This is a genomic window from Streptomyces sp. NPDC057307 (genome assembly GCF_042667665.1).
Lineage (GTDB): Bacteria > Actinomycetota > Actinomycetes > Streptomycetales > Streptomycetaceae > Streptomyces.
Map to the genome: position 1 here is coordinate 77,995 of NZ_JBHUZM010000014.1, position 19,478 is coordinate 97,472.

Annotated in this window: 16 protein-coding genes; 7 read left to right on the forward strand and 9 right to left on the reverse strand. The window is 70.4% G+C overall.

The features are described from left to right. Positions 1-69 precede the first annotated feature (69 nt). The 3 genes from ACFUN8_RS08750 to ACFUN8_RS08760 are packed head-to-tail and all read left to right on the forward strand — an operon-like array spanning position 70 to position 2,441. Positions 70-783, forward strand: a complete 714-nt coding sequence (locus ACFUN8_RS08750) for a substrate-binding domain-containing protein (protein ID WP_383633597.1) — start codon at positions 70-72, stop codon at positions 781-783. 57 nt (positions 784-840) lie between these two features. Continuing rightward, positions 841-2,190, forward strand: a complete 1,350-nt coding sequence (locus tag ACFUN8_RS08755; protein WP_383633601.1) for a TRAP transporter large permease subunit — start codon at positions 841-843, stop codon at positions 2,188-2,190. Between the two features lie 11 nt (positions 2,191-2,201). Continuing rightward, positions 2,202-2,441, forward strand: a complete 240-nt coding sequence (locus tag ACFUN8_RS08760; protein WP_383633604.1) for a hypothetical protein — start codon at positions 2,202-2,204, stop codon at positions 2,439-2,441. Between the two features lie 60 nt (positions 2,442-2,501). Here ACFUN8_RS08760 and ACFUN8_RS08765 read toward each other — a convergent pair whose 3' ends face one another. The 6 genes from ACFUN8_RS08765 to ACFUN8_RS08790 form a co-directional block, all read right to left on the reverse strand. Continuing rightward, positions 2,502-5,258, reverse strand: a complete 2,757-nt coding sequence (locus tag ACFUN8_RS08765) for an AAA family ATPase (RefSeq protein WP_383633607.1) — start codon at positions 5,256-5,258, stop codon at positions 2,502-2,504. A gap of 104 nt (positions 5,259-5,362) precedes the next feature. Beyond that, positions 5,363-6,079 (reverse strand): SRPBCC family protein, encoded by a 717-nt coding sequence (locus tag ACFUN8_RS08770; protein WP_383633610.1) that lies wholly within the window; start codon positions 6,077-6,079, stop codon positions 5,363-5,365. Positions 6,080-6,118: 39 nt separating this feature from the next. Beyond that, positions 6,119-7,621 (reverse strand): multicopper oxidase family protein, encoded by a 1,503-nt coding sequence (locus ACFUN8_RS08775; protein ID WP_383633613.1) that lies wholly within the window; start codon positions 7,619-7,621, stop codon positions 6,119-6,121. A gap of 254 nt (positions 7,622-7,875) precedes the next feature. Continuing rightward, the gene (locus ACFUN8_RS08780) at positions 7,876-9,405 is read right to left on the reverse strand and encodes a helix-turn-helix domain-containing protein (RefSeq protein WP_382570719.1); all 1,530 of its coding nucleotides are present in this window, start codon (positions 9,403-9,405) and stop codon (positions 7,876-7,878) included. A gap of 187 nt (positions 9,406-9,592) precedes the next feature. After that, a complete protein-coding gene (locus tag ACFUN8_RS08785; RefSeq protein ID WP_383633616.1) occupies positions 9,593-9,793 on the reverse strand; it encodes a DUF4236 domain-containing protein in 201 nt (66 codons plus the stop codon). A 126-nt stretch (positions 9,794-9,919) separates the two neighbouring features. Then, on the reverse strand, positions 9,920-10,714 hold the full coding sequence (locus ACFUN8_RS08790; RefSeq protein ID WP_383633643.1) for an SDR family oxidoreductase: 795 nt from the start codon (positions 10,712-10,714) through the stop codon (positions 9,920-9,922). Between the two features lie 180 nt (positions 10,715-10,894). On the opposite strand from ACFUN8_RS08790, the gene ACFUN8_RS08795 reads away from it, so the two are divergent. Both ACFUN8_RS08795 and ACFUN8_RS08800 read left to right on the forward strand, forming a co-directional pair. Beyond that, a complete protein-coding gene (locus ACFUN8_RS08795; protein WP_383633618.1) occupies positions 10,895-11,728 on the forward strand; it encodes a helix-turn-helix domain-containing protein in 834 nt (277 codons plus the stop codon). Between the two features lie 115 nt (positions 11,729-11,843). Next, entirely contained in the window at positions 11,844-12,464 is a 621-nt protein-coding gene (locus ACFUN8_RS08800) for a dihydrofolate reductase family protein (RefSeq protein ID WP_383633620.1), read from the forward strand. On the opposite strand, the gene ACFUN8_RS08805 is transcribed toward ACFUN8_RS08800, so the two are convergent. Then, positions 12,457-13,365, reverse strand: coding sequence for a helix-turn-helix transcriptional regulator (locus ACFUN8_RS08805; RefSeq protein WP_383633622.1), 909 nt, complete (start codon positions 13,363-13,365; stop codon positions 12,457-12,459). The genes ACFUN8_RS08800 and ACFUN8_RS08805 overlap by 8 nt on opposite strands. 102 nt (positions 13,366-13,467) lie before the next feature. Here ACFUN8_RS08805 and ACFUN8_RS08810 point away from each other — a divergent pair, with 102 nt between their 5' ends. Continuing rightward, positions 13,468-14,115 (forward strand): short chain dehydrogenase, encoded by a 648-nt coding sequence (locus tag ACFUN8_RS08810; RefSeq protein ID WP_383633625.1) that lies wholly within the window; start codon positions 13,468-13,470, stop codon positions 14,113-14,115. Here ACFUN8_RS08810 and ACFUN8_RS08815 read toward each other — a convergent pair. Next, positions 14,070-14,630 (reverse strand): hypothetical protein, encoded by a 561-nt coding sequence (locus ACFUN8_RS08815; protein ID WP_383633628.1) that lies wholly within the window; start codon positions 14,628-14,630, stop codon positions 14,070-14,072. The genes ACFUN8_RS08810 and ACFUN8_RS08815 overlap by 46 nt on opposite strands. A gap of 256 nt (positions 14,631-14,886) precedes the next feature. After that, positions 14,887-16,335 (reverse strand): glycerophosphodiester phosphodiesterase family protein, encoded by a 1,449-nt coding sequence (locus ACFUN8_RS08820; RefSeq protein WP_383633631.1) that lies wholly within the window; start codon positions 16,333-16,335, stop codon positions 14,887-14,889. Between the two features lie 366 nt (positions 16,336-16,701). On the opposite strand from ACFUN8_RS08820, the gene acnA reads away from it, so the two are divergent. After that, the gene (acnA, locus tag ACFUN8_RS08825; RefSeq protein WP_383633646.1) at positions 16,702-19,416 is read left to right on the forward strand and encodes an aconitate hydratase AcnA; all 2,715 of its coding nucleotides are present in this window, start codon (positions 16,702-16,704) and stop codon (positions 19,414-19,416) included. Positions 19,417-19,478 lie beyond the last annotated feature (62 nt).

Below are 19,478 nucleotides of genomic sequence, written 5' to 3' on the forward strand. Positions count from 1 at the left end.
CCCCGGTTCGCCGCCCCATGCCCGGATCAGCTCCCCGGGCCCCTCCGTCATCCCTCTGAAAGGACGAAGATGTCCCCGGATACACCGCACACGGTGTCCCTCTTCAGCGCGCTCGCGGTGAAGAAAGCCCTCGACGACGTGCTTCTCGCGGCGTTCACCGAGCAGACCCGGATCGCCGTGGAAGGCGTGTACGACCCGACGAACGTGCTGCTGCGGAGAGTCGGGGCGGGCGCCCGGCCCGATGTCATGGTCGGGGTGAGCGGCTCGTTCCCGGCCCTGGTCGAGTCGGGCGTGATCGACGGGTCCTCACTGCGGCACGTGGCGCGGTCCGGTATCGGACTGGCCATGCCCCCCGGCGCCGAACCGCCCGCGATCGACACGGTCGACGCGCTGGTCACCGCGTTGCGCTCGGCCCGCTCCGTCGCCTATTCGCGTACCGGGGCCAGTGGGGTTTACTTCGCGGGACTGCTGGAGCGGCTCGGTATCGCCGAAGAGGTGAACGCGCGGGCCACGGTCGTGGAGAAGGGCTTCACCGCGCTCGCCGTGGTCGACGGCCGGGCCGATCTGGCCGTACAGCAGCTGAGTGAGCTGCTGTTCGTTCCCGAGGCCGAGGTCGTGGGACCGCTGCCGGAGGGGGCCCAGCACATCACCGAGTTCTCCGTCGCGCTGGGCACGGTCGGCGCCGGACGGAGCTGGGCCCGTGAGCTGCACACGTTCCTCACCGGAGAGGAGGCCAGAGATGCGTACCGTCAAGCGGGACTTGACGTCCCACCGCTGGACTGAGCCGTACGCGGCCCCTGGCCCGCTCCGCCTTCCCCGCCGCGCCCACGGGTGTCGCCCATGAACGCGATATTCGCCCTGGTCGCCTTCATCGGGGCCATCCTGGTGTGGAACGTGGGGTTCAAGAGGAACATCGGCGAGGCGATGGTCATCGGCTTCCTCGCCTGCGCCGCTTTCGCCGGCACGGACGCGCCGCGCGTCGCGTGGGACAGCCTCGTGGAGGGGCTGAAGTCGGACATCACCTTCGCCGCACTGGCCTTCGTCGTCGTCAGCGAACTGCTGACGAGAACGGGCCTCGTCCAGCGGATGATCGACATCCTCAGTTCGCTGCTGGGCCGCCGCACGGGCGGCTCCGCCTACGCGGCGACGGTCTCCGCCGGTCTCTTCGGTGCCGTCGCGCACAACGGCGCGGCGATCGTGGCGACCATCGGATCCATCACCATCCCCTGGATGAAGCGCTCCAAGGCGAGCGGCGAGACCGCGGCGCTGATCCTGGCCGGAAACGCGGGTGTCGGCGCCACCTTCCCGTTCAGCGGCGCCTTCTTCATCCTGCTCGCGGCGCCGACCGTCCTGCCGGTCCTCGCCGCGCGGGACGTCGTCGGCACGATTTTCGTCACGGGCGTCTGGATGGTCGCGATGCGACTGGTCATCGCCTACGTCATCGTCAAACGGCGCGGCGTGGGCGCGATGGCCCCCGAGGACATCCATCCACTGCGCCGGACCTTCGCGGCAGGCTGGACCTCACTGATCGTCATCGCCGCCATCGCGGTACCGATCGTGCTGACGGCGTCGCCGACGAGCGACATCATCGGGGACCGGCTGGGCGGGCTGGACGTCGCCGACGCCGTGCCGCTGCTGCTCTGGCTGCCGGTGGTGATGCTGATCGCCGGACTGATCGTCGAACGCCGCGCGCTCCCGCGCGGCGGCGGAGAGTGGTGGAAACTGCTGTCGGAGATCAGCCCCAAACTGGGCCTGATCGGCGTCACGATGGTCGCCGCCTTCGCGGCCTCCAACGTGCTGGAGACGCTGGGGATCGGCGAACAGCTCACGCCCTATCTCAACCGCCTGGAGGGAGTGCCGCAGATCGTGGCCGCCCTCGTGGTGGGACTGATCGTCGTGATCGTCGCGGGCCCGCTCAACACGACCTCCACCCTGGCGGCCGTCGGACCCGTCGCCTTCGCCGCCCTGACGGCGGCCGACGTTCCGCCGTACATCGCCTTCGCCGCCGTCATCGTGTGGGCCTCGTCCGAAGGCTGCTCACCGCCGGGGGCCGCACCGTTGTACGTGGCCGCCGGGATCGCCTCCATCAACCCGGTGCGGATCTTCGTACCCGTGACGCTCTACTACCTTGTGCCCTCCTATCTGATGGGCGTCCTGATCGTGGTGGGAGCGATATGGATTCCCGGATAAGGAGTACGAAGATGTACACGTTCTGTCTGAACGCCACCCGCGTTCTGGTCGTTCTCTTCCTGATCTGCGGATTCGCCGTGGTCGCCGGCCAGACGGCGGCCATCGCCATCGGCTCCGCCGCCCTGATGACGACCTTCGGCTCCGACGTCGCCGAGGTCGCGTGTGCCCTGGCCGGACTGTCCGGTGTCTTCGCTTTCCTGCTGCTGTACACGCGGGAGGGGAAGGAGAAGGCGGGCGATCTGGAGGAGTGAGTACGCCGGTGCCGATGGCCGGCCTCGCCTCAGTTTCGCCGTGCCGCAGTCGGCCTCGCCTCAGCTTCGCCGTGCCGCATCCGGCAAGGCCGAACCTGGTGCGACCGGGCCGTGTCCGGGCGACAGGACCTGGTCGGCGGGCCGCAGGTCGGGCCGGTCCCGGAGTTGTCTGCGGGAGTTGATGCCCAGCTTGCGGTAGATGTTGCGCAGGTGGGCGTCCACGGTCCGGGGGCTGAGGAACAGCCGGGCGGCCACTTCTTTCGACGTCGCGCCGGTGGCGACCAGCCGCGCTATGTGCAGCTCCTGCATGGTGAGCTGGTCGCGGGCGTGATCGGTGCGGCTGCGTGCGGTCTCGCCCGTGGCGCGCAGCTCGTCGGCCGCGCGTCGGCCGAACGCCTCCAGTCCGGCGCCGGTGAACAGCTCGTGCGCGGTGCGCAGATGGGGCCGGCAGTCCTGTCTGCGGCCCTGCCGGCGCAGCCATTCCCCGTACAGGAGGTGGGCCCTGGCCCGGTACGGGAGCATCGGTGTGTCGGCGAGGTGGGCGATCGCTTCCCGGTAGTCGTTCTCCGCTCCCGTCACCAGCGCTCGCGCGTAGGCGGCGATCCCCAGGCCCGAGGGGGTTCCGCACGCCTCGGTGCGTTCGGTCAGCGACGTCAGCGCGGCGACGGCGGCCGCGTGCTCGCCGCAGCGTACGGCGGCCTCCACCAGCTCCGGCAAGGTGAAACCCGCGGTGAAGAACTCCCCGTCGGCGGTGGCACGTCGTGCGGCGTCCAGTGCCGCCGGGTAATCCGCCAGGCCGTTGTTGAGCACGGCGCGCGCCCAGTGGACGTTGGAGACCACCTGTCCTGTGGCGGTCGCCGTTGCCATGACGGCTTCGAACAGCGCGGACGCCTCCTCGCGGCGTCCGCGCATCGCGGCCAACTGCAGCCGGTGGTAGATGATCTGAGGCGCACCGGTCGCGTCCGCGATGGCCTCCTCCTCGGCGATCGCGGTCATCGCTCTGTCGAGATCGCCGGTGAGCGCGGCGGCGGATGCGGCCTGCGCGAGACCGAGCCTCAGGACGAGCGGCGATCCCGACTCACGGCCGGACTTCAGCAGCCACTCGATGATCCGCATATGGGTGTCCGGGTCCCACAACTCGGCCGCGAGAATGATCGCGAGTGCGGGGTGCCGGGTCCACAAAGGACCCTTCGCCCCGTCGAGGGCCTCCTTGATCAGGGGTACGGCCGCCCGGTGCCCGTTCGCGGTCAGCGTGTCCAGTGCGTCGAGGATGTCCGGCGGGTGCGCCGGCGCGGACTTCGCTTCGGCGAGGACCGTGTCCATCACGCCGCTCGAGCGTCCGACGAGCAGACTCATCTCAAGTGCTTCCAGACAGCTCTCCCGGGAGCGCTCGATGTCGACGGACGCGAGCCGCCGCGCGGCGCGCAGCATCCACGCCGGGCCCTCGCCGTCGTCGACCCGGACCAGGGCTATCCGGCCCCGCAGCTGGTCGGTCTCCGCCTGCTGGAACGTGTCCAGCCTTGAGTTCTCGGCCGTCCTGAGCAGCGTGGCCGCCTTGTCGGTGGCGCCCGCGTCGAGGTGGGCGCGCGTGGCCGCGAGGGTCCGTTCGGTCCGCCGTACGGCGTCGAGCGACAGCTCCGCCGCGCGTTCGAGGAAGGCGGCGGTGGCCACCGCACCGCCACGTGCCCGGGCCCGGGACGCCGAGCGCTCCAGGTCGGCGGCGACATCCTCGTCGGGTACGGCGGCGGCCTGGGCACGATGCCATGCGCGCCGGTCGGGGTCGGCGACCGGGTCGGTGACTTCGGCGAGCACGCGATGGGCCAGCCGCCGCTCGCCCGCCGGGGCGGCGTCGTATGCCGCGGCCCGCGCCAGGGGGTGGTAGAAGTGCACGCGGGTGCCGAACTCGACCAGCCCGGTGGCGGTGGCGGCCGCGCCGGCGGTCGGCAGGTCGATGTCCAGGCGGCGCGCGGCGGGCCAGAGCAGCCCGGGGTCGCCGGTCGGGTCGGCGCCGGCGATCGTGAGCAGGAGCCGCGCGTGTGCGGGCAGACCGGAGAGCATGGTCCGGAACTCGTGTGCGACCCGGGTCGGCACCGAGGTGGGTCGTGGTGGGGCGAACCCACCGGCCCTGGGCAGGGCGACCAGAGCCAGGGGGTTGCCCCGCGCCTCGGCCACGAGCCGGTCACGCACCTGTTCGTCGAGTGTCTCGTGGCTCTGTGCGGCGAGCAGCGCCCGTGCGCCGGCGTCGCTCAGCCCCTCGACGCCCAGGGTCGGCAGGGCGTCCAACTCGCTTGCCTCGTAAGGCAGTCGGACGGCGAGGAGCATGGCGACCGACTCGGCGGAGACGCGACGGGCGAGGAACGCCAGCGCCGCCGACGAGGCCGCGTCGAGCCAGTGCGCGTCGTCGACCACACAGAGCACCGGGCGCTCCTGGGCGGCCGCCGTGAGCAGCCCCAGGGTGGCCAGGCCGACCCGGAACACGTCCGGTTTCCCGGACGCCAGGCCGAAGGCGACGCGGAGCGCCTGGCGCTGCTCGGCGGGCAGTTCGGTCAGCTGCCCCAGCACCGGAAGGCACAGCTGGTGCAGCCCGGCGAACGGCAGCTCCGCCTCAAGCCGGGAGCCACCCGCGCGGAGCACGCGGAACCCGGACGCGGTCCCTTCCGCGTACTCCAGCAGCGTGCTCTTGCCGATCCCCGCCTCACCACGCAGGACCAGGGTGCCGCCCCGGCCCGCCCGCGCCGCCTCGATCAGTTCGCTCAGGCGCTGTGTCTCGTACTGCCTGCCGAGCAGCGGACCACGAGTTGGAGCCAACGTTTGCACAGCGCGTAGGCTACCGCGCGTAGTTCACCGCGCCGAGCCGAGCCGGGGCGTCGACGACTCCGCCGTACGCGGCGGCTCGTGTACGGGCGGCGCGTGTGCGGTCGTCAGCTCGCCGGGGCCTCGGCCTCGGCCTTCAGAGCCTTGAGCCAGACGTCCAGCCCACCACCGAGCATGTCGGCGACGGCCTCACGGTCAGCCCCTTGCAATGAGTCCAGCAGCGGGGCGTCCCAGGACTCCTGGGTGTGTACGCGGGTGCCCTTGTCGGTCTTCGTGAAGACCCAGAGGTGCGTTCCCTTGTCGATGGTGATCGCCTTGCCCTTCGCGGGCCCGTCCCAGATCACGCAGGCGCCGGGCTCCATGTGCTTGACGCTGGAGGTGATCGCCAGAGTGTCCGCCGGAGCGAAGTCCGACTTGGGCACGGGAGTCGTCCACCGGAACGTGGATGTGCGGGAGAAGTCGCCGGCGTCGAGGCGCTCGATGGTCAGGACCGCGTCCTGCCACTCCTTCCACTTCACGACGTCGGTGTGTACATCCCAGACCCGTTCGACGGGCGCGTCGATGTCGATGTCGGAGGAGCGGGTGACGGCCGCCTTGGGGTCGGTGCTCTTCCCGCCGCACTGGCTGTCGTCAGACTGTCCGGCCTGTCCGGTGGCGGACGCGGTGGCCGACGCGGTGGGGGTCTTGGTCTTGCCGTCCTCGGCCTTGTCGTCGGAGTCGTTGCCGGAGCCACAACCGCTGAGGGCGATGGCCAGGCTGACGGCCGCGGCGATCGCGGCGGCGGCCTTCCTGGCGGGGCGGCGAGGGGAAGCGGAGACGTGCATGGAGTTCCCTGTTCCTTGTTCCTTGTGGGGGTGGAGATTTCAGGAGTGGTTGTGCTGCCGCGGCACGACGCCGACCTTCTCGCCTTCGCCCAGGACGACGAACTGGCCCATCATTCCGCTGTCCTCGTGCTGCAGCAGGTGGCAGTGGTACATGTACGGCGTGTTCGGGTCGGTGTGGCCGCGGAAGCGCATCGCCAGCCGGTAGTGCTCTCCCGGGGCCAGCAGGACGGTGTCCTTCCAGCCGCGCAGGTGGGGTTGCGGCTTCCCGCCGCCCACCGTGAGCACCTGGAACTGCACGTCGTGGACATGGAAGTTGTGCAGGAAGCCGTTGTCGTTGACCACGTCCCACACCTCGACGGTGCCCTCGCGGACACCGAAGTCGATACGGTCCATCGCCATCGACCGGCTGTTGATCCGGTCCGACGCGAGCACGAAGGAGCGTTCCCGTGCGGCCTTCTCGCCGGCGAGATCCGGCGTGACGCCGAGCACGGCAGGGATTTCGGCACCCTCGGACAGGGTTGCCGCGGCCCGGAACTGGCAGATGTCGAGACGGTCGTCGAAGCCGTCGATCCGTCCCAGGGTGCCGCCGTACTCGGACGGATGGGAACGCAGCTCGACCCGCTCTCCCGGCTTGAACGCGACCACGATCTCGGCGCGTTCACCCGGCGAGAGGTACAGGCGCTCGGTGTTCCACGGTCTGGCGAGCAGTCCGCCGTCAGTGGCGACGAGCGAGAACGTCCGGTCGTCGGAGAACCCGAAGTTGTACAGGCGGGCGTTGGAGCCGTTGAGCAGCCGCAGCCTTACGAGTTCGGTCGTCACGTCGACGTACGGACCGAGCGTGCCGTTGACGAGCACCTCGTCACCTATGACGCCCAGCGAGCCGCCCAGCGGTACTCGCTCCTCGAACTGGTTGTCCCCGTCGAACGCACGGTCCTGCACGATCATCGGGATGTCGTCGACGCCGTACTCGGACGGCAGCTTCGACCCCTCGGTGGTCTCGTCATCGACGATGAACAGCCCGCCGAGGCCCCGGTACAGGTGGTCGGCGGTCGCACCGTGTACGTGCGGGTGGTACCAGAGTGTCGCGGCGGGCTGGTCGATCGTCCACCGCGGTCGCCAGGTCTCCCCGGGCGGGACGACCTGGTGCGGTCCGCCGTCCATGGCCGCGGGCAGGTGCATCCCGTGCCAGTGGAGCGAGGTGTCCCGGTCCAGTCCGTTGTCCACCTCGAACTCGACCCGCTCGCCACGCCGCGCGCGGATCGTCGGACCGAGGTAGGAACCGTTCACGCCCCAGGTGCGGGTGGCCGACCCGGCCTTGAACCGGGTCCTGCCGGACCGGATGCCGAGCGAGAAGACCCGGGCACCCGAAGCGTTGATCTTCGACTCCGCCGGCGGCGGGATCGACAGGGCCTTGTCGAAGGCGACCTCGCCGACCGTGTCCTGCTTCGCTGCGGCGTAGTAGACACCGAAACCACCGCCGACGAGGACGACCGAGCCCCCGATCCCCATTCCGAGGGCCTTCAGCGCTGTGCGTCGTTTCATGGGGACACCGTCGCGCGCCGGAGGGCCCCTTCGCGTCGGCGTAAATTACGTAGACCGGGTGGTCCGCCGACGACTCCGCGAGGCAGTCGTCAGGAGAGAGAACCGCGGCCCGACCTCGGATACCGGGAAGCGGCCACCCTGGACGGCGCTGCCGTACCCGACCTCATGACGCGGTTCCCGCGCGTTCCGACCCTTCCGCACCCCTCCATGGCCCCTGGATCGCAGGTCAGGCGGGGTGCGGCGGCCTTCGCTCGTCAGATGTCGCGGAAGATCTCGATCTGCGCGCCCACCGAGTTCAGCCGCTCCGCCAGATCCTCGTAACCGCGGTTGATCACATAGACGTTGCGCAGCACCGACGTGCCGTCCGCCGCCATCATCGCCAGCAGCACCACCACCGCGGGCCGCAGCGCCGGCGGGCACATCATCTCCGCCGCGCGCCAGCGCGTCGGGCCCTCGACCAGGACCCGGTGCGGGTCGAGGAGTTGGAGCCGGCCGCCGAGGCGGTTGAGGTCCGTCAGGTAGATGGCGCGGTTGTCGTAGACCCAGTCGTGGATCAGGGTGGTGCCCTGCGCGACGGCGGCGATCGCCGCGAAGAACGGCACGTTGTCGATGTTCAGACCCGGGAAGGGCATTGGGTGGATCTTGTCGATCGGCGACTCCAGCTTCGAGGGCCGTACGGTCAGATCCACCAGCCGGGTACGGCCGTTGTCCGCCGGGTACTCGGGCGTACGGTCGTGGTCCAGGCCCATCTCCTCCAGCACCGCGAGTTCGATCTCCAGGAACTCGATCGGCACCCGACGGATCGTCAGCTCGGACTCGGTGACCACGGCGGCGGCGATCAGGCTCATCGCCTCGACCGGGTCCTCGGAGGGGGAGTAGTCCACATCGGTGTCGATGCTCGGCACGCCGTGCACGGTGAGCGTGGTGGTGCCGACGCCGTCGACCCGTACCCCGAGCGCGTCCAGGAAGAAGCACAGGTCCTGGACCATGTAGTTCGACGACGCGTTACGGATGACGGTGACGCCGTCGTGCCGGGCGGCGGCCAGCAGCGCGTTCTCCGTCACCGTGTCGCCGCGCTCGGTCAGCACGATGGGCCGGTCCGGCGACGTCGAGCGGTCGACCACCGCGTGGTACAGCCCCTCGGTCGCCGTGATGTCCAGGCCGAAGCGGCGCAGCGCGATCATGTGCGGCTCGATCGTGCGCGTACCGAGGTCGCAGCCGCCCGCGTAAGGCAGCCGGAAGTTGTCCATACGGTGCAGCAGCGGGCCGAGGAACATGATGATCGAGCGGGTGCGGCGCGCGGCGTCCGCGTCCATGGCGGCCATGTCCAGCTCCGCCGGCGGCACGATCTCCAGATCCATGCCGTCGTTGATCCAACGGGTGCGTACACCGATGGAGTTGAGCACTTCGAGGAGCCGGTACACCTCCTCGATACGCGCCACCCGCCGCAGGACCGTACGCCCCTTGTTGAGCAGCGAACCGCAGAGCAGCGCCACACAGGCGTTCTTGCTCGTCTTGACGTCGATCGAGCCGGAGAGCCGGCGTCCGCCGACCACGCGAAGGTGCATCGGCCCGGCGTAGCCGAGCGACACGATCTCACTGTCGAGCGCCTCACCGATGCGCGCGATCATCTCAAGGCTGATGTTCTGGTTGCCGCGCTCGATGCGATTCACGGCGCTCTGACTGGTGGCCAGCGCATCCGCAAGCTGGGTCTGAGTCCAGCCCCGGTGCTGCCGGGCGTCACGAATGAGCTTGCCGATACGTACGAGGTAGTCGTCTGCCATGGCGAAAGGCTATCTCATATGTGAGATGAGAGAGCAGTTGAGGTCCGCCATTCGTGGAGCCCCGGCCGAGGCTCACACGCGCACCTCGTTCCCCATCCTGGCCCGCCGTGCCCGCCCCGGCGAGCGAGGTACGGCCGGACGGGGTACGGGTGATGGGACGGCCGGTGTACGGGCACGGGCGGCCGGGTCAGTGGCCGCGGCGCTTCCGCGTGGTCTTGCGCCAGCCGAAGGGACCGGGCAGATCCATCGAGGTGGTCCGTCGGCCGGTGCTGCTCGTGGTGTGCTTCGGGCCGTTCTTGCTGCCGCTGGTGATGGACCACGAGCGCTTGTTGATGTTGAGTCGCACACCCGGCAGGATCCGGAAACTCTTACGGAATGTGATCGCCACGGCGTTCTCCTCAAGTCGGCCTCGGTGGAGCCCTGTCGGGAGTACGGGTTACCCGTCGACCCTCATACATGTGTGCCGACACCGACATTGACGGAGAGTCACCTCGGCTGCGCCGTCGAAGGGCCGTCAGCCCTGGGCCGTCGGCCTGATCACGAGTTCGTTGACGTCGACCTCCGGCGGCTGCCCGATCGCGTAGTCGATCGCCTCGCCGATTGCCGCCGCCGGGATGGCGACCCCCATGCTGCCGCGTACCGCCTCGCGTACAGCGGGATCGCTGATGCCGTCGGTCAGTTCGCTGTGCGTCAGGCCGGGGCTGACCACGGTGACGCGCACCTCGCGGCTCTCCTGTCGCAGCCCCTCCGAGATCGCGCGGACCGCGAACTTCGTCGCGCTGTAGACGGCCGCTGTCGGGTCGACGCGGAGCCCGGAGACGGAGGCGATGTTCACGATGTGCCCGGCGCCCTGGTCGCGCATGACGGGCAGTACGGCGGCGATGCCGTGCAGCACGCCCCGGATGTTGACGTCGATCATGCGGTTCCACTCGTCGATCTTCAGCGCGTCCATCGTCGACAGCGGCATGATGCCCGCGTTGTTGACGAGGACGTCCACCCGCCCGTGCCGCTCGCGCGCGCCCGCGACGAACGACCGCATGCTCTCCAGGCTGGTCACGTCCAGCTCGTGGTGGTCGGCGGTGCCGCCGGAGGTCCGGATGGACTCGGCGACCGTGGCGATCAGGCCGGTACGGCGGGCGCCGAGGACGACCCGGTGGCCGGAGGCGGCCAGCCGTCGGGCGGTGGCCTCGCCGATGCCGCTGCTCGCGCCGGTGATGAGGACGACCTTGCTGGTGGGGGTGGTCACGGGGGAATCCTTCGCAAGAGGTGCGGGGGGTGGGGGACACGGCTGGTCCGGTACGGCGAGCATGCGCCGGATCCCGCCCGCGAGGCAGGGCGGGACTTCCTGGGTGCGCCACACCCCGGATCACCTTGGAACATCCGCGAGCGGCCCGGAGCGGCCCAGAACAAGCCGGGAACACCCCAGGCGCACCTGGCCACGGCTCCATGAGCCGGGCCCGGCGGCGCGTCGCGACGTACGATTTGCACCATGAGCGGTTACGGACTGGGCGAATTCCTACGGGCCCGGCGAGCCCGGCTGAGGCCCGCCGACGTGGGAATGCCCAGCTCCGGAGCCCGCCGGGTCGCCGGGCTGCGGCGCGAGGAGGTCGCCGTGCTCGCGGGGGTCAGTGCCGACTACTACGCCCGGCTGGAGCAGGGCCGGGAGCGCAGCCCCTCCGGGCCGGTGATCGACGCCCTCGCCCACGCCCTGCGACTCGACGCGGACGCCGCCGGCCACGCGTACCGCCTGGCCGGCCTCGCGCCGAAGACCCACGACGAAACCGCGGCCCGTCCCGACCATGTGGACCCCGAGCTGGCGCGGCTGATGAGCGCCTTCCCGGCGGCCGTCGCGTACATCGTCAACCGCCGTCTCGACGTCCTCGCGTCGAACGCCCTCGCCGACGCCCTGATGTCCCCCCTCGCCGACCACCGCCACATGGTCCGCTCCCTCTTCCACGACCCCGCCGCCCGCGATCTCTTCGCCGAGTGGGCGACCGTCGCACGCGACAGCGTCGAGGCGCTGCGGCTGGCCGTCGGCCATGACCCGCACGATCCGGCGCTCACCGGCCTCGTCGCCGAACTGCGGGCGAGCAGCGAGGAGTTCGCGGTGCTCTGGGGGGACCACAGCGTCAGCGGACTCGGCCGCAAGACCAAGATCTTCAACCACCCCGAGGTGGGCCGGATCGTGCTGACGTACCAGACCTTCGACGTCCAGGGGACGCCCGGCCGGCACCTGCTCGTCGGCACCGCCGAGCCCGGCGGTCCGGATGCCGACGCGCTCGCGCTGCTCGGCTCGCTGCATGCCGCACGCCGCGTGGAGTGACGCGCGTCATAGGAGCAGGCGGGCCCCGCATGTCGAGATCGGCGCCCGCCGACCGACTACCGGCAGCACCGACTGCAGCACCGACTGCAGCATCGAACGTCGAAGGAGCACTCTCATGACGGTCACCGTCACCGCCGACATGGTCATGTCGCTGGACGGCTACATCGCCGGCACCGACCACAGCGTCGCCGATCCGGCGGGCCACGGCGCCGACCGGATCGGCGGCTGGATCCACGCCCAGTCCAGCTGGCGCGAGCGCACGGGTCTGAACGGCGGTGCGGCGGACCAGGACTCCGACATCATGCGCGAGTGGTTCGAGTCGACGGGCGCCGTGGTCATGGGACGGCTCATGTACGACTCAGGGGTCGACTTCTGGGGCGACAACCCGCCGTTCCGTACCCCGGTGTTCGTGCTCACCAACCGCCCCGCGCCCACCCTCGTCAAGGAGGGCGGCACCAGCTTCACCTTCGTCACCGACGGCATCCACAGCGCGCTCGACCAGGCGAAGGCCGTCTCCGCCGGCCGTCACGTGGACATCGCCGGCGGCGCCCACACCGTCCAGCAGTATCTGCGGGCCCGCCTCGTCGACGAACTCCAACTGCATGTGATCCCCGTGCTGTTCGGCGCCGGTCTCCGGCTCTTCGACAACCTCGGGCTGGGCTCGCACGACCTCGAACCGATCCGCGTGGTGGACACCCCCGGCGCCACCCACCTCAAGTACCGGATCCTCAGGTGACCGAGGACGGGGCGGCGGCCGTCGCGGCGAGGAGCCGGAGCGCGGCCTCGGACGCGGACCCCGGCTCGGCGCCGTACACGGCCACGCGCTGCCCCTCGTCGTTCGGCAGGGTCATGAACTCGACCATGAGCGTCATCGCGCCCACCGTCGGGTGCCGGTAGGTACGGGTGTCGGTGCCGCAGTCGCCCACCGAGTGCGCCGCCCACAGCTCGGCGAACTCCGCGCTGGCGACGGTCAGTTCGCCGACGAGACCGGTCAGACCGGGATCGTCGGGGTAGCGCCCCGCGATCAGCCGGAGATCGGCGACGGTGGCGCGTGCCTTCCGCGTCCAGCCGCTGCCGCTGCTGCCGTTGCCGCCGTTGCCCTCACCCCCGCCGTACAGCTCGCGCATGTGCGGGTCGAGGAACAGCAGCCGGGCGATGTTGGGACGGTCGCCGGGCCGGTCCGGCGAGCCGATGTCGAGATGGCCGACGAGCAGCGCGTGCGCCGCCGGATTCCAGTCGAGGATGTCGCCGAAGCGCCCGAGCACCAGGGCGGGTACGTCTCCGAACGACCGGATCATGATCCGTACGCCGGGACGCACCCGCTCCGGCTCCGCCTCCCGACGAGGGGCCTTCGGCCGGGGACGGGCCAGCGAGTAGAGATGCGCGCGCTCGTCGTCGTCCAGGCGCAGCACGCGCGCGACGGCGTCGAGCACGGAGTCCGACGCGTTCGGGCTCTGCCCCTGCTCCAGGCGCGTGTAGTAACCGGCGCTCACCCCGGCGAGCTGCGCCAACTCCTCGCGACGCAGGCCCGGCACCCGGCGGCGGCTGCCTCCGTACGTAGGCAGCCCGGCGTCCTCGGGCCGTAGCAGAGCGCGCCGTGACCGCAGGAATTCGCCCAGGTCCGCGTGTGTCTCCATACGCTCCAGTATCGGGGCGCGATGCCCTTCCCGCCTGTACCTGTCAGGGGTGGTCTCGGCGGGGGGATGGGTACGGCAGCCGGACCGTCGCAGCATGGCGACATGAGAATTCTGGTGATCGGTGCCACGGGCACCGTCGGAGGCGCGGTCGCCGACGCGCTGGCCGCGCGGGACGAGACGTACGAGGTGCTGCGGGCGGCACGCCGTGGTGGCCCGCCGCGCGTCGACCTGACCGACACGGCCTCGGTCGACGCCCTGCTCGACACGACCGGCCCGGTGGACGCGATCGTGTGCTGCGCGGCGAGCGGTGCGATGGCCCCGCTGACGGCGCCGTCGGACGCCGAGTTCTGGACCGGCCTCGACGGGAAGCTGATCGGCCAGGTCGACCTCGTACGACGGGCGCTCACCCACGTACGCGACGGCGGATCCCTCACCCTCACGAGCGGCCGCTTCGCCGAGCCCGTACCGGGCAGCTCGCTCGGCCATCTGGTCAACGCCGGGCTTGAGGCCTTCGTCCACGCGGCGGCGGTCGAGATGCCGCGCGGTGTACGGCTGAACGCGGTCAGCCCGGGTTGGGTACGGGAGACGCTGACCGCCCTGGGCATGGACCCCACACCCGGCGTCCCGGCGGCCGACCTCGCGCGCGTCTACGTGAACGTGGTGGAGGGCACGACGAACGGCAGCACATTGACGGTGCCCCCGCGTCAGGAGGCGACTCCAGGGCTGCGCGGGGAGCGGTGGCGGCGGTAGTAGGAGACGGTCACGGCGGCGAGCAGCGGCCCCCAGAGGACCAGGGGCTGGTAGAGGATGCCGACCACGATGTTCCCCGTGTCCGTCATGTCGGCGTGCGGATACGTCCACCACCAGGGCACGCCCGCCCACATCAGGGTCAGCGCCACCGCGCCGACGGCGGCCGGGACGACGGCGGCCGTCGGGCGCACGGCACGCCCTCCGATCAGCGGTATCCAGCGGGGCACGACCTCGCCCCACGGCCGTACCAGACCGATCGTCAGGAAGGCGAGCAGCTCGCAGACCACGCTCAGCGTCAGCATCCAGATCTTGGCGCCGGGCGTCTGGAAGTCCACGAAACTCTCGTCCAGGTAGCCGGCCGGAAAACCGAGCACCAGGGCGATCCGCCACAGCCCGCTCGGCAGCACCACCAGCGTGGTCAGATGCGCGGCCCGGACCGCCCAACGGGGCGGCGGCGCGACGGAGCCGGCGGTCGTGGCGGTTGTGGTGGTGGTGACGGCTTCCACAGTGGTCATACGGCTCATCCTGCCGCCGGGCCCACCACGTTCCATCAGCCTCGGAGCCCGGTCCGGGTCGTCCGCCGGGATGGCGCGCGGCGGTGTGAGCGGGCCGTGCGGCGGAGCGGCCGTCAGACCTGAGGGGCATGCCCGGCACAACCGCGCGCCCTCGCGGACCGGCCGTCCCGAGAAGAAGCGCTCAGCCTGAGCAGAAGCACTCAGCCCGAGGAGAGACACTCGGAACGGCCGGTCCGTGTCACCGTGCGGACCGGACTCAGCGGCCGACGCGCTCCAGTTGGAACCAGTCCAGGTTCCAGTTCTGGTAGGCGTCCGCGTCCAGGCTGACGCGGACCTTGTGCGTGCCGCGCGTCAGATACCGCTCCACGCCGCTGTCCTGCGCGACGAACGCGCTGTGGCTCGTGGTGTTCCGGACCGCGACCGGGCCGCTGTCGGCGCCGCCGTCGAACGACAGCCGGTAGGTGCCGGCCGGGGAGTAGGGCGAGGACACCCGGGAGACCACCCGATACGTGCCCGACCTGGGGATATTCACCTCGTACGTCAGCCACTCGGTGGCCCGCAGCCAGCACACGTCCACCGCGCCGTCCTGGTCGCAGACGTCGACGTCCTCGTTGACACGGGCCACGCCACCGCGGTTGCCGGCGTCGGTGTCGTGGTACGCGACGCCCTCGCCGCCCCGGGCGAAGTCCTCGCCCTGCACTCGCACGGCGCCCCGCGGCACGGGGTTCGCCCTGCCGGTGTCCAACCAGGCTTTCAGGGCCACCACGTTGTCCGTCTGGAGCACACTGGCGCCGAAGACGTCGATGAGCGCGCCCCAGCCGCGGGCCGGGTCGACGAGGGAGTACTCGTCGGTGTAGTGGTCGGCCAGGCCGTTCCACATGGAGTTGATCCACACCCGGCCGGTGGCGGCCATGCGCCTCAGGACGGGGGTGCGCGCGACCGCGTCGTGGTCGCTGTCGAAGATGACCTCGTACGCCGCCGGCTGATGGGCGCCGAACTCGTCGATGTCGTCGATGTTGGCGTCCGAGACGATGTGCAGGTAGATCGCGTCCCGGTGGGCCGCGCGGAACTTCTCGACCTCCGCCACGGGGGCGTCGCTCTTGAACAGCCCGTTGCGGACCGTACCGGTCTCCCGGAGGACCGTGAAGATCTCCTCGCGGGCGGGCCAGCCCTTGTCCAGGTTGACCAGGCCCCGGTTCTTCGCGATCCCCATCGCCTCGGCGAGCGTGGGCACCCGCTCACCGGTGAGCGCGGCCTGGGCGCCGCCGAGCCCTTCGCGCAGGCGCAGTTCCCGCAACTCGGCCAGGGTGAGGTCGGAGACGGCGCCGGTGCCGTTCGTGGTGCGGTTCACCGTGGTGTCGTGCATCAGGACCGGCACGCCGTCCGCCGTGAGCTGTACGTCGATCTCGACGATCTCGGCGCCGTCCTCGTACGCGGCCCGTACGGCGGGCAGGCTGTTCTCCGGCGCGGCCCGCCACTGGCCGCGGTGCGCGGCGGTGAGGACCGCGGCGTCCTCGCCGTGGTCGAGGAAGTCCCGGTGGGCGCGCTCGGCGGCGTTCCCGGGGCGACCACCCGAGCCGGCGTCGACGCGGGCTTCGGCCTGCCCGGCACCGATGTCGAGTATTCCGGCCGTGGCGATCAGCACGACGGCCGCCAGATGACCGATGTAGCCGCTCCAGCGTTTCCTGATCATTGTCGCTCTCATGAGACGCACACTGATCACGGTGGATGGCTGCGACACGAGCGTTCCCTGCACCCGTCCCCAACACCGCGTGACTTCTTCGGCGAGCGGCCCTCGGTGCCGCCGGTCGGCCTTCGATCGGGACAGCGCGACAGCCGCCGGGCCGAATACATCGGCCGCCCGGGCATGACCTCGCAGCGGTCATGTACTAGAGTTATCTCGACATCGAGATATCTGCCGAAGGCGTACCGCAGCCGCCAGGCAGTAAGGCGAACCTAACTTAGCCTTACCTTAGCGGATCGGCGAGCAGCCCGTTGGCGGCACCGCGCGGCGTCAGCCGCACATGCGTCGCGGCGCGGTAGTACGCGCACATTCATGAAGGAGACTGTCGTGTCGGCGAACAGCTTCGACGCCCGCAGCACGCTGCGCGTGGGCGACGAGTCGTACGAGATCTTCAGGCTGGACAAGGTCGAGGGCTCAGCGCGCCTCCCTTACAGCCTGAAGGTGCTGCTGGAGAACCTGCTCCGCACCGAGGACGGCGCGAACATCACCGCCGACCACATCCGCTCGATCGGTGGGTGGGACTCCCAGGCGCAGCCCAGCCAGGAGATCCAGTTCACCCCGGCCCGCGTGATCATGCAGGACTTCACCGGCGTGCCCTGCGTCGTCGACCTCGCCACCATGCGTGAGGCCGTCAAGGAGCTGGGCGGCGACCCGGCGAAGATCAACCCGCTGGCCCCGGCCGAGCTGGTCATCGACCACTCCGTCATCGCGGACAAGTTCGGCACGCCCGAGTCCTTCGCGCAGAACGTGGAGCTGGAGTACGGCCGCAACAAGGAGCGCTACCAGTTCCTGCGCTGGGGCCAGACCGCGTTCGACGAGTTCAAGGTCGTCCCGCCCGGCACCGGCATCGTCCACCAGGTCAACATCGAGCACCTGGCCCGCACCGTCATGGTCCGCGGCGGCCAGGCGTACCCCGACACCCTCGTCGGCACCGACTCGCACACCACCATGGTCAACGGCCTCGGCGTGCTCGGCTGGGGCGTCGGCGGCATCGAGGCCGAGGCCGCGATGCTCGGCCAGCCCGTCTCGATGCTCATCCCGCGCGTCGTCGGCTTCAAGCTGACCGGCGAGCTGACCCCGGGCACCACCGCCACGGACCTCGTCCTCACGATCACCGAGATGCTGCGCAAGCACGGCGTCGTCGGCAAGTTCGTCGAGTTCTACGGTGAGGGCGTCGGCGCCACGTCGCTCGCCAACCGCGCCACCATCGGCAACATGTCGCCCGAGTTCGGCTCGACCGCCGCGATCTTCCCGATCGACGACGAGACACTGAAGTACCTGCGCCTGACCGGCCGTGACGCGCAGCAGGTGGCGCTCGTCGAGGCGTACGCCAAGGAGCAGGGCCTCTGGCTCGACCCGGCCGCCGAGCCCGACTTCTCCGAGAAGCTGGAGCTCGACCTCGCCACGGTCGTCCCGTCCATCGCCGGCCCGAAGCGCCCGCAGGACCGCATCGTCCTGGCCAACGCCAAGGAGCAGTTCGCGCGCGACGTGCGCAACTACGTGACGGACGACGAGGAGGCGGGCAAGGAGTCCTTCCCGGCCTCCGACTCGCCGGCCTCCTCCAACGGTGTGCCGACCCGCCCGACCCCGGTCACCACGCCGGACGGCTCGACGTACGAGATCGACCACGGCGCCGTCACCGTCGCCGCGATCACCTCGTGCACCAACACCTCGAACCCGTACGTGATGGTCGCCGCCGCGCTCGTCGCCAAGAAGGCCGTCGAGAAGGGCCTCACCCGCAAGCCGTGGGTCAAGACGACCCTGGCGCCGGGCTCGAAGGTCGTCACGGACTACTTCGACAAGGCCAACCTCACGCCGTACCTCGACAAGCTCGGCTTCAACCTCGTCGGTTACGGCTGCACGACCTGCATCGGCAACTCGGGTCCGCTGGACGAGGAGATCTCCAAGGCGATCAACGAGAACGACCTCGCCGTCGCCGCGGTGCTCTCCGGCAACCGCAACTTCGAGGGCCGGATCAACCCCGACGTCAAGATGAACTACCTGGCGTCCCCGCCGCTGGTCGTGGCCTACGCGATCGCCGGCTCCATGAAGGTCGACATCACGCGCGACGCGATCGGCGTCGACCAGGACGGCAAGGCCGTCCACCTCCAGGACATCTGGCCGACCGAGGCCGAGGTCAACGAGGTCGTCGCCTCCGCGATCGGCGAGGACATGTTCAACAAGTCCTACCAGGACGTCTTCGCCGGCGACGCCCAGTGGCAGGCGCTGTCGATCCCGACGGGCAACACCTTCGAGTGGGACCCGCAGTCGACCTACGTACGGAAGCCCCCGTACTTCGAGGGCATGACGATGGAGACGACCCCGGTCGCCGACATCGCCGGCGCGCGCGTGCTCGCCATGCTGGGCGACTCGGTCACCACCGACCACATCTCCCCGGCCGGCGCGATCAAGGCGGACACCCCGGCGGGCAAGTACCTCAACGAGCACGGCGTCGAGCGCCGTGACTTCAACTCGTACGGCTCGCGCCGCGGCAACCACGAAGTGATGATCCGCGGCACGTTCGCCAACATCCGCCTGCGCAACCAGATCGCGCCGGGCACGGAGGGCGGCTACACCCGCGACTTCACGGTGGCGGACAGCCCGGTCTCCTTCATCTACGACGCCTCGCAGAACTACCAGGCGGCCGGCACGCCGCTGGTCGTCCTCGCGGGCAAGGAGTACGGCTCGGGCTCGTCCCGCGACTGGGCGGCGAAGGGCACGGCGCTGCTGGGCGTCAAGGCGGTCATCGCCGAGTCGTACGAGCGCATCCACCGCTCGAACCTGATCGGCATGGGCGTGCTGCCGCTCCAGTACCCGGAGGGCGCGTCGGCGCTGTCGTACGGCCTGACGGGCGAGGAGGCGTTCACCTTCACGGGCGTCACCGCGCTGAACGACGGTTCGACGCCGACGACGGTCAAGGTCACCACGGACACGGGCGTGGAGTTCGACGCGGTGGTCCGTATCGACACCCCGGGCGAGGCGGACTACTACCGCAACGGCGGGATCATGCAGTACGTGCTCCGCAGCCTCATCCGCAAGTAGGTCTTGCGGACGGCAGTTGACGAGGGGCCGCACCCCACGCGCGAAGACGCGCGGGGTGCGGC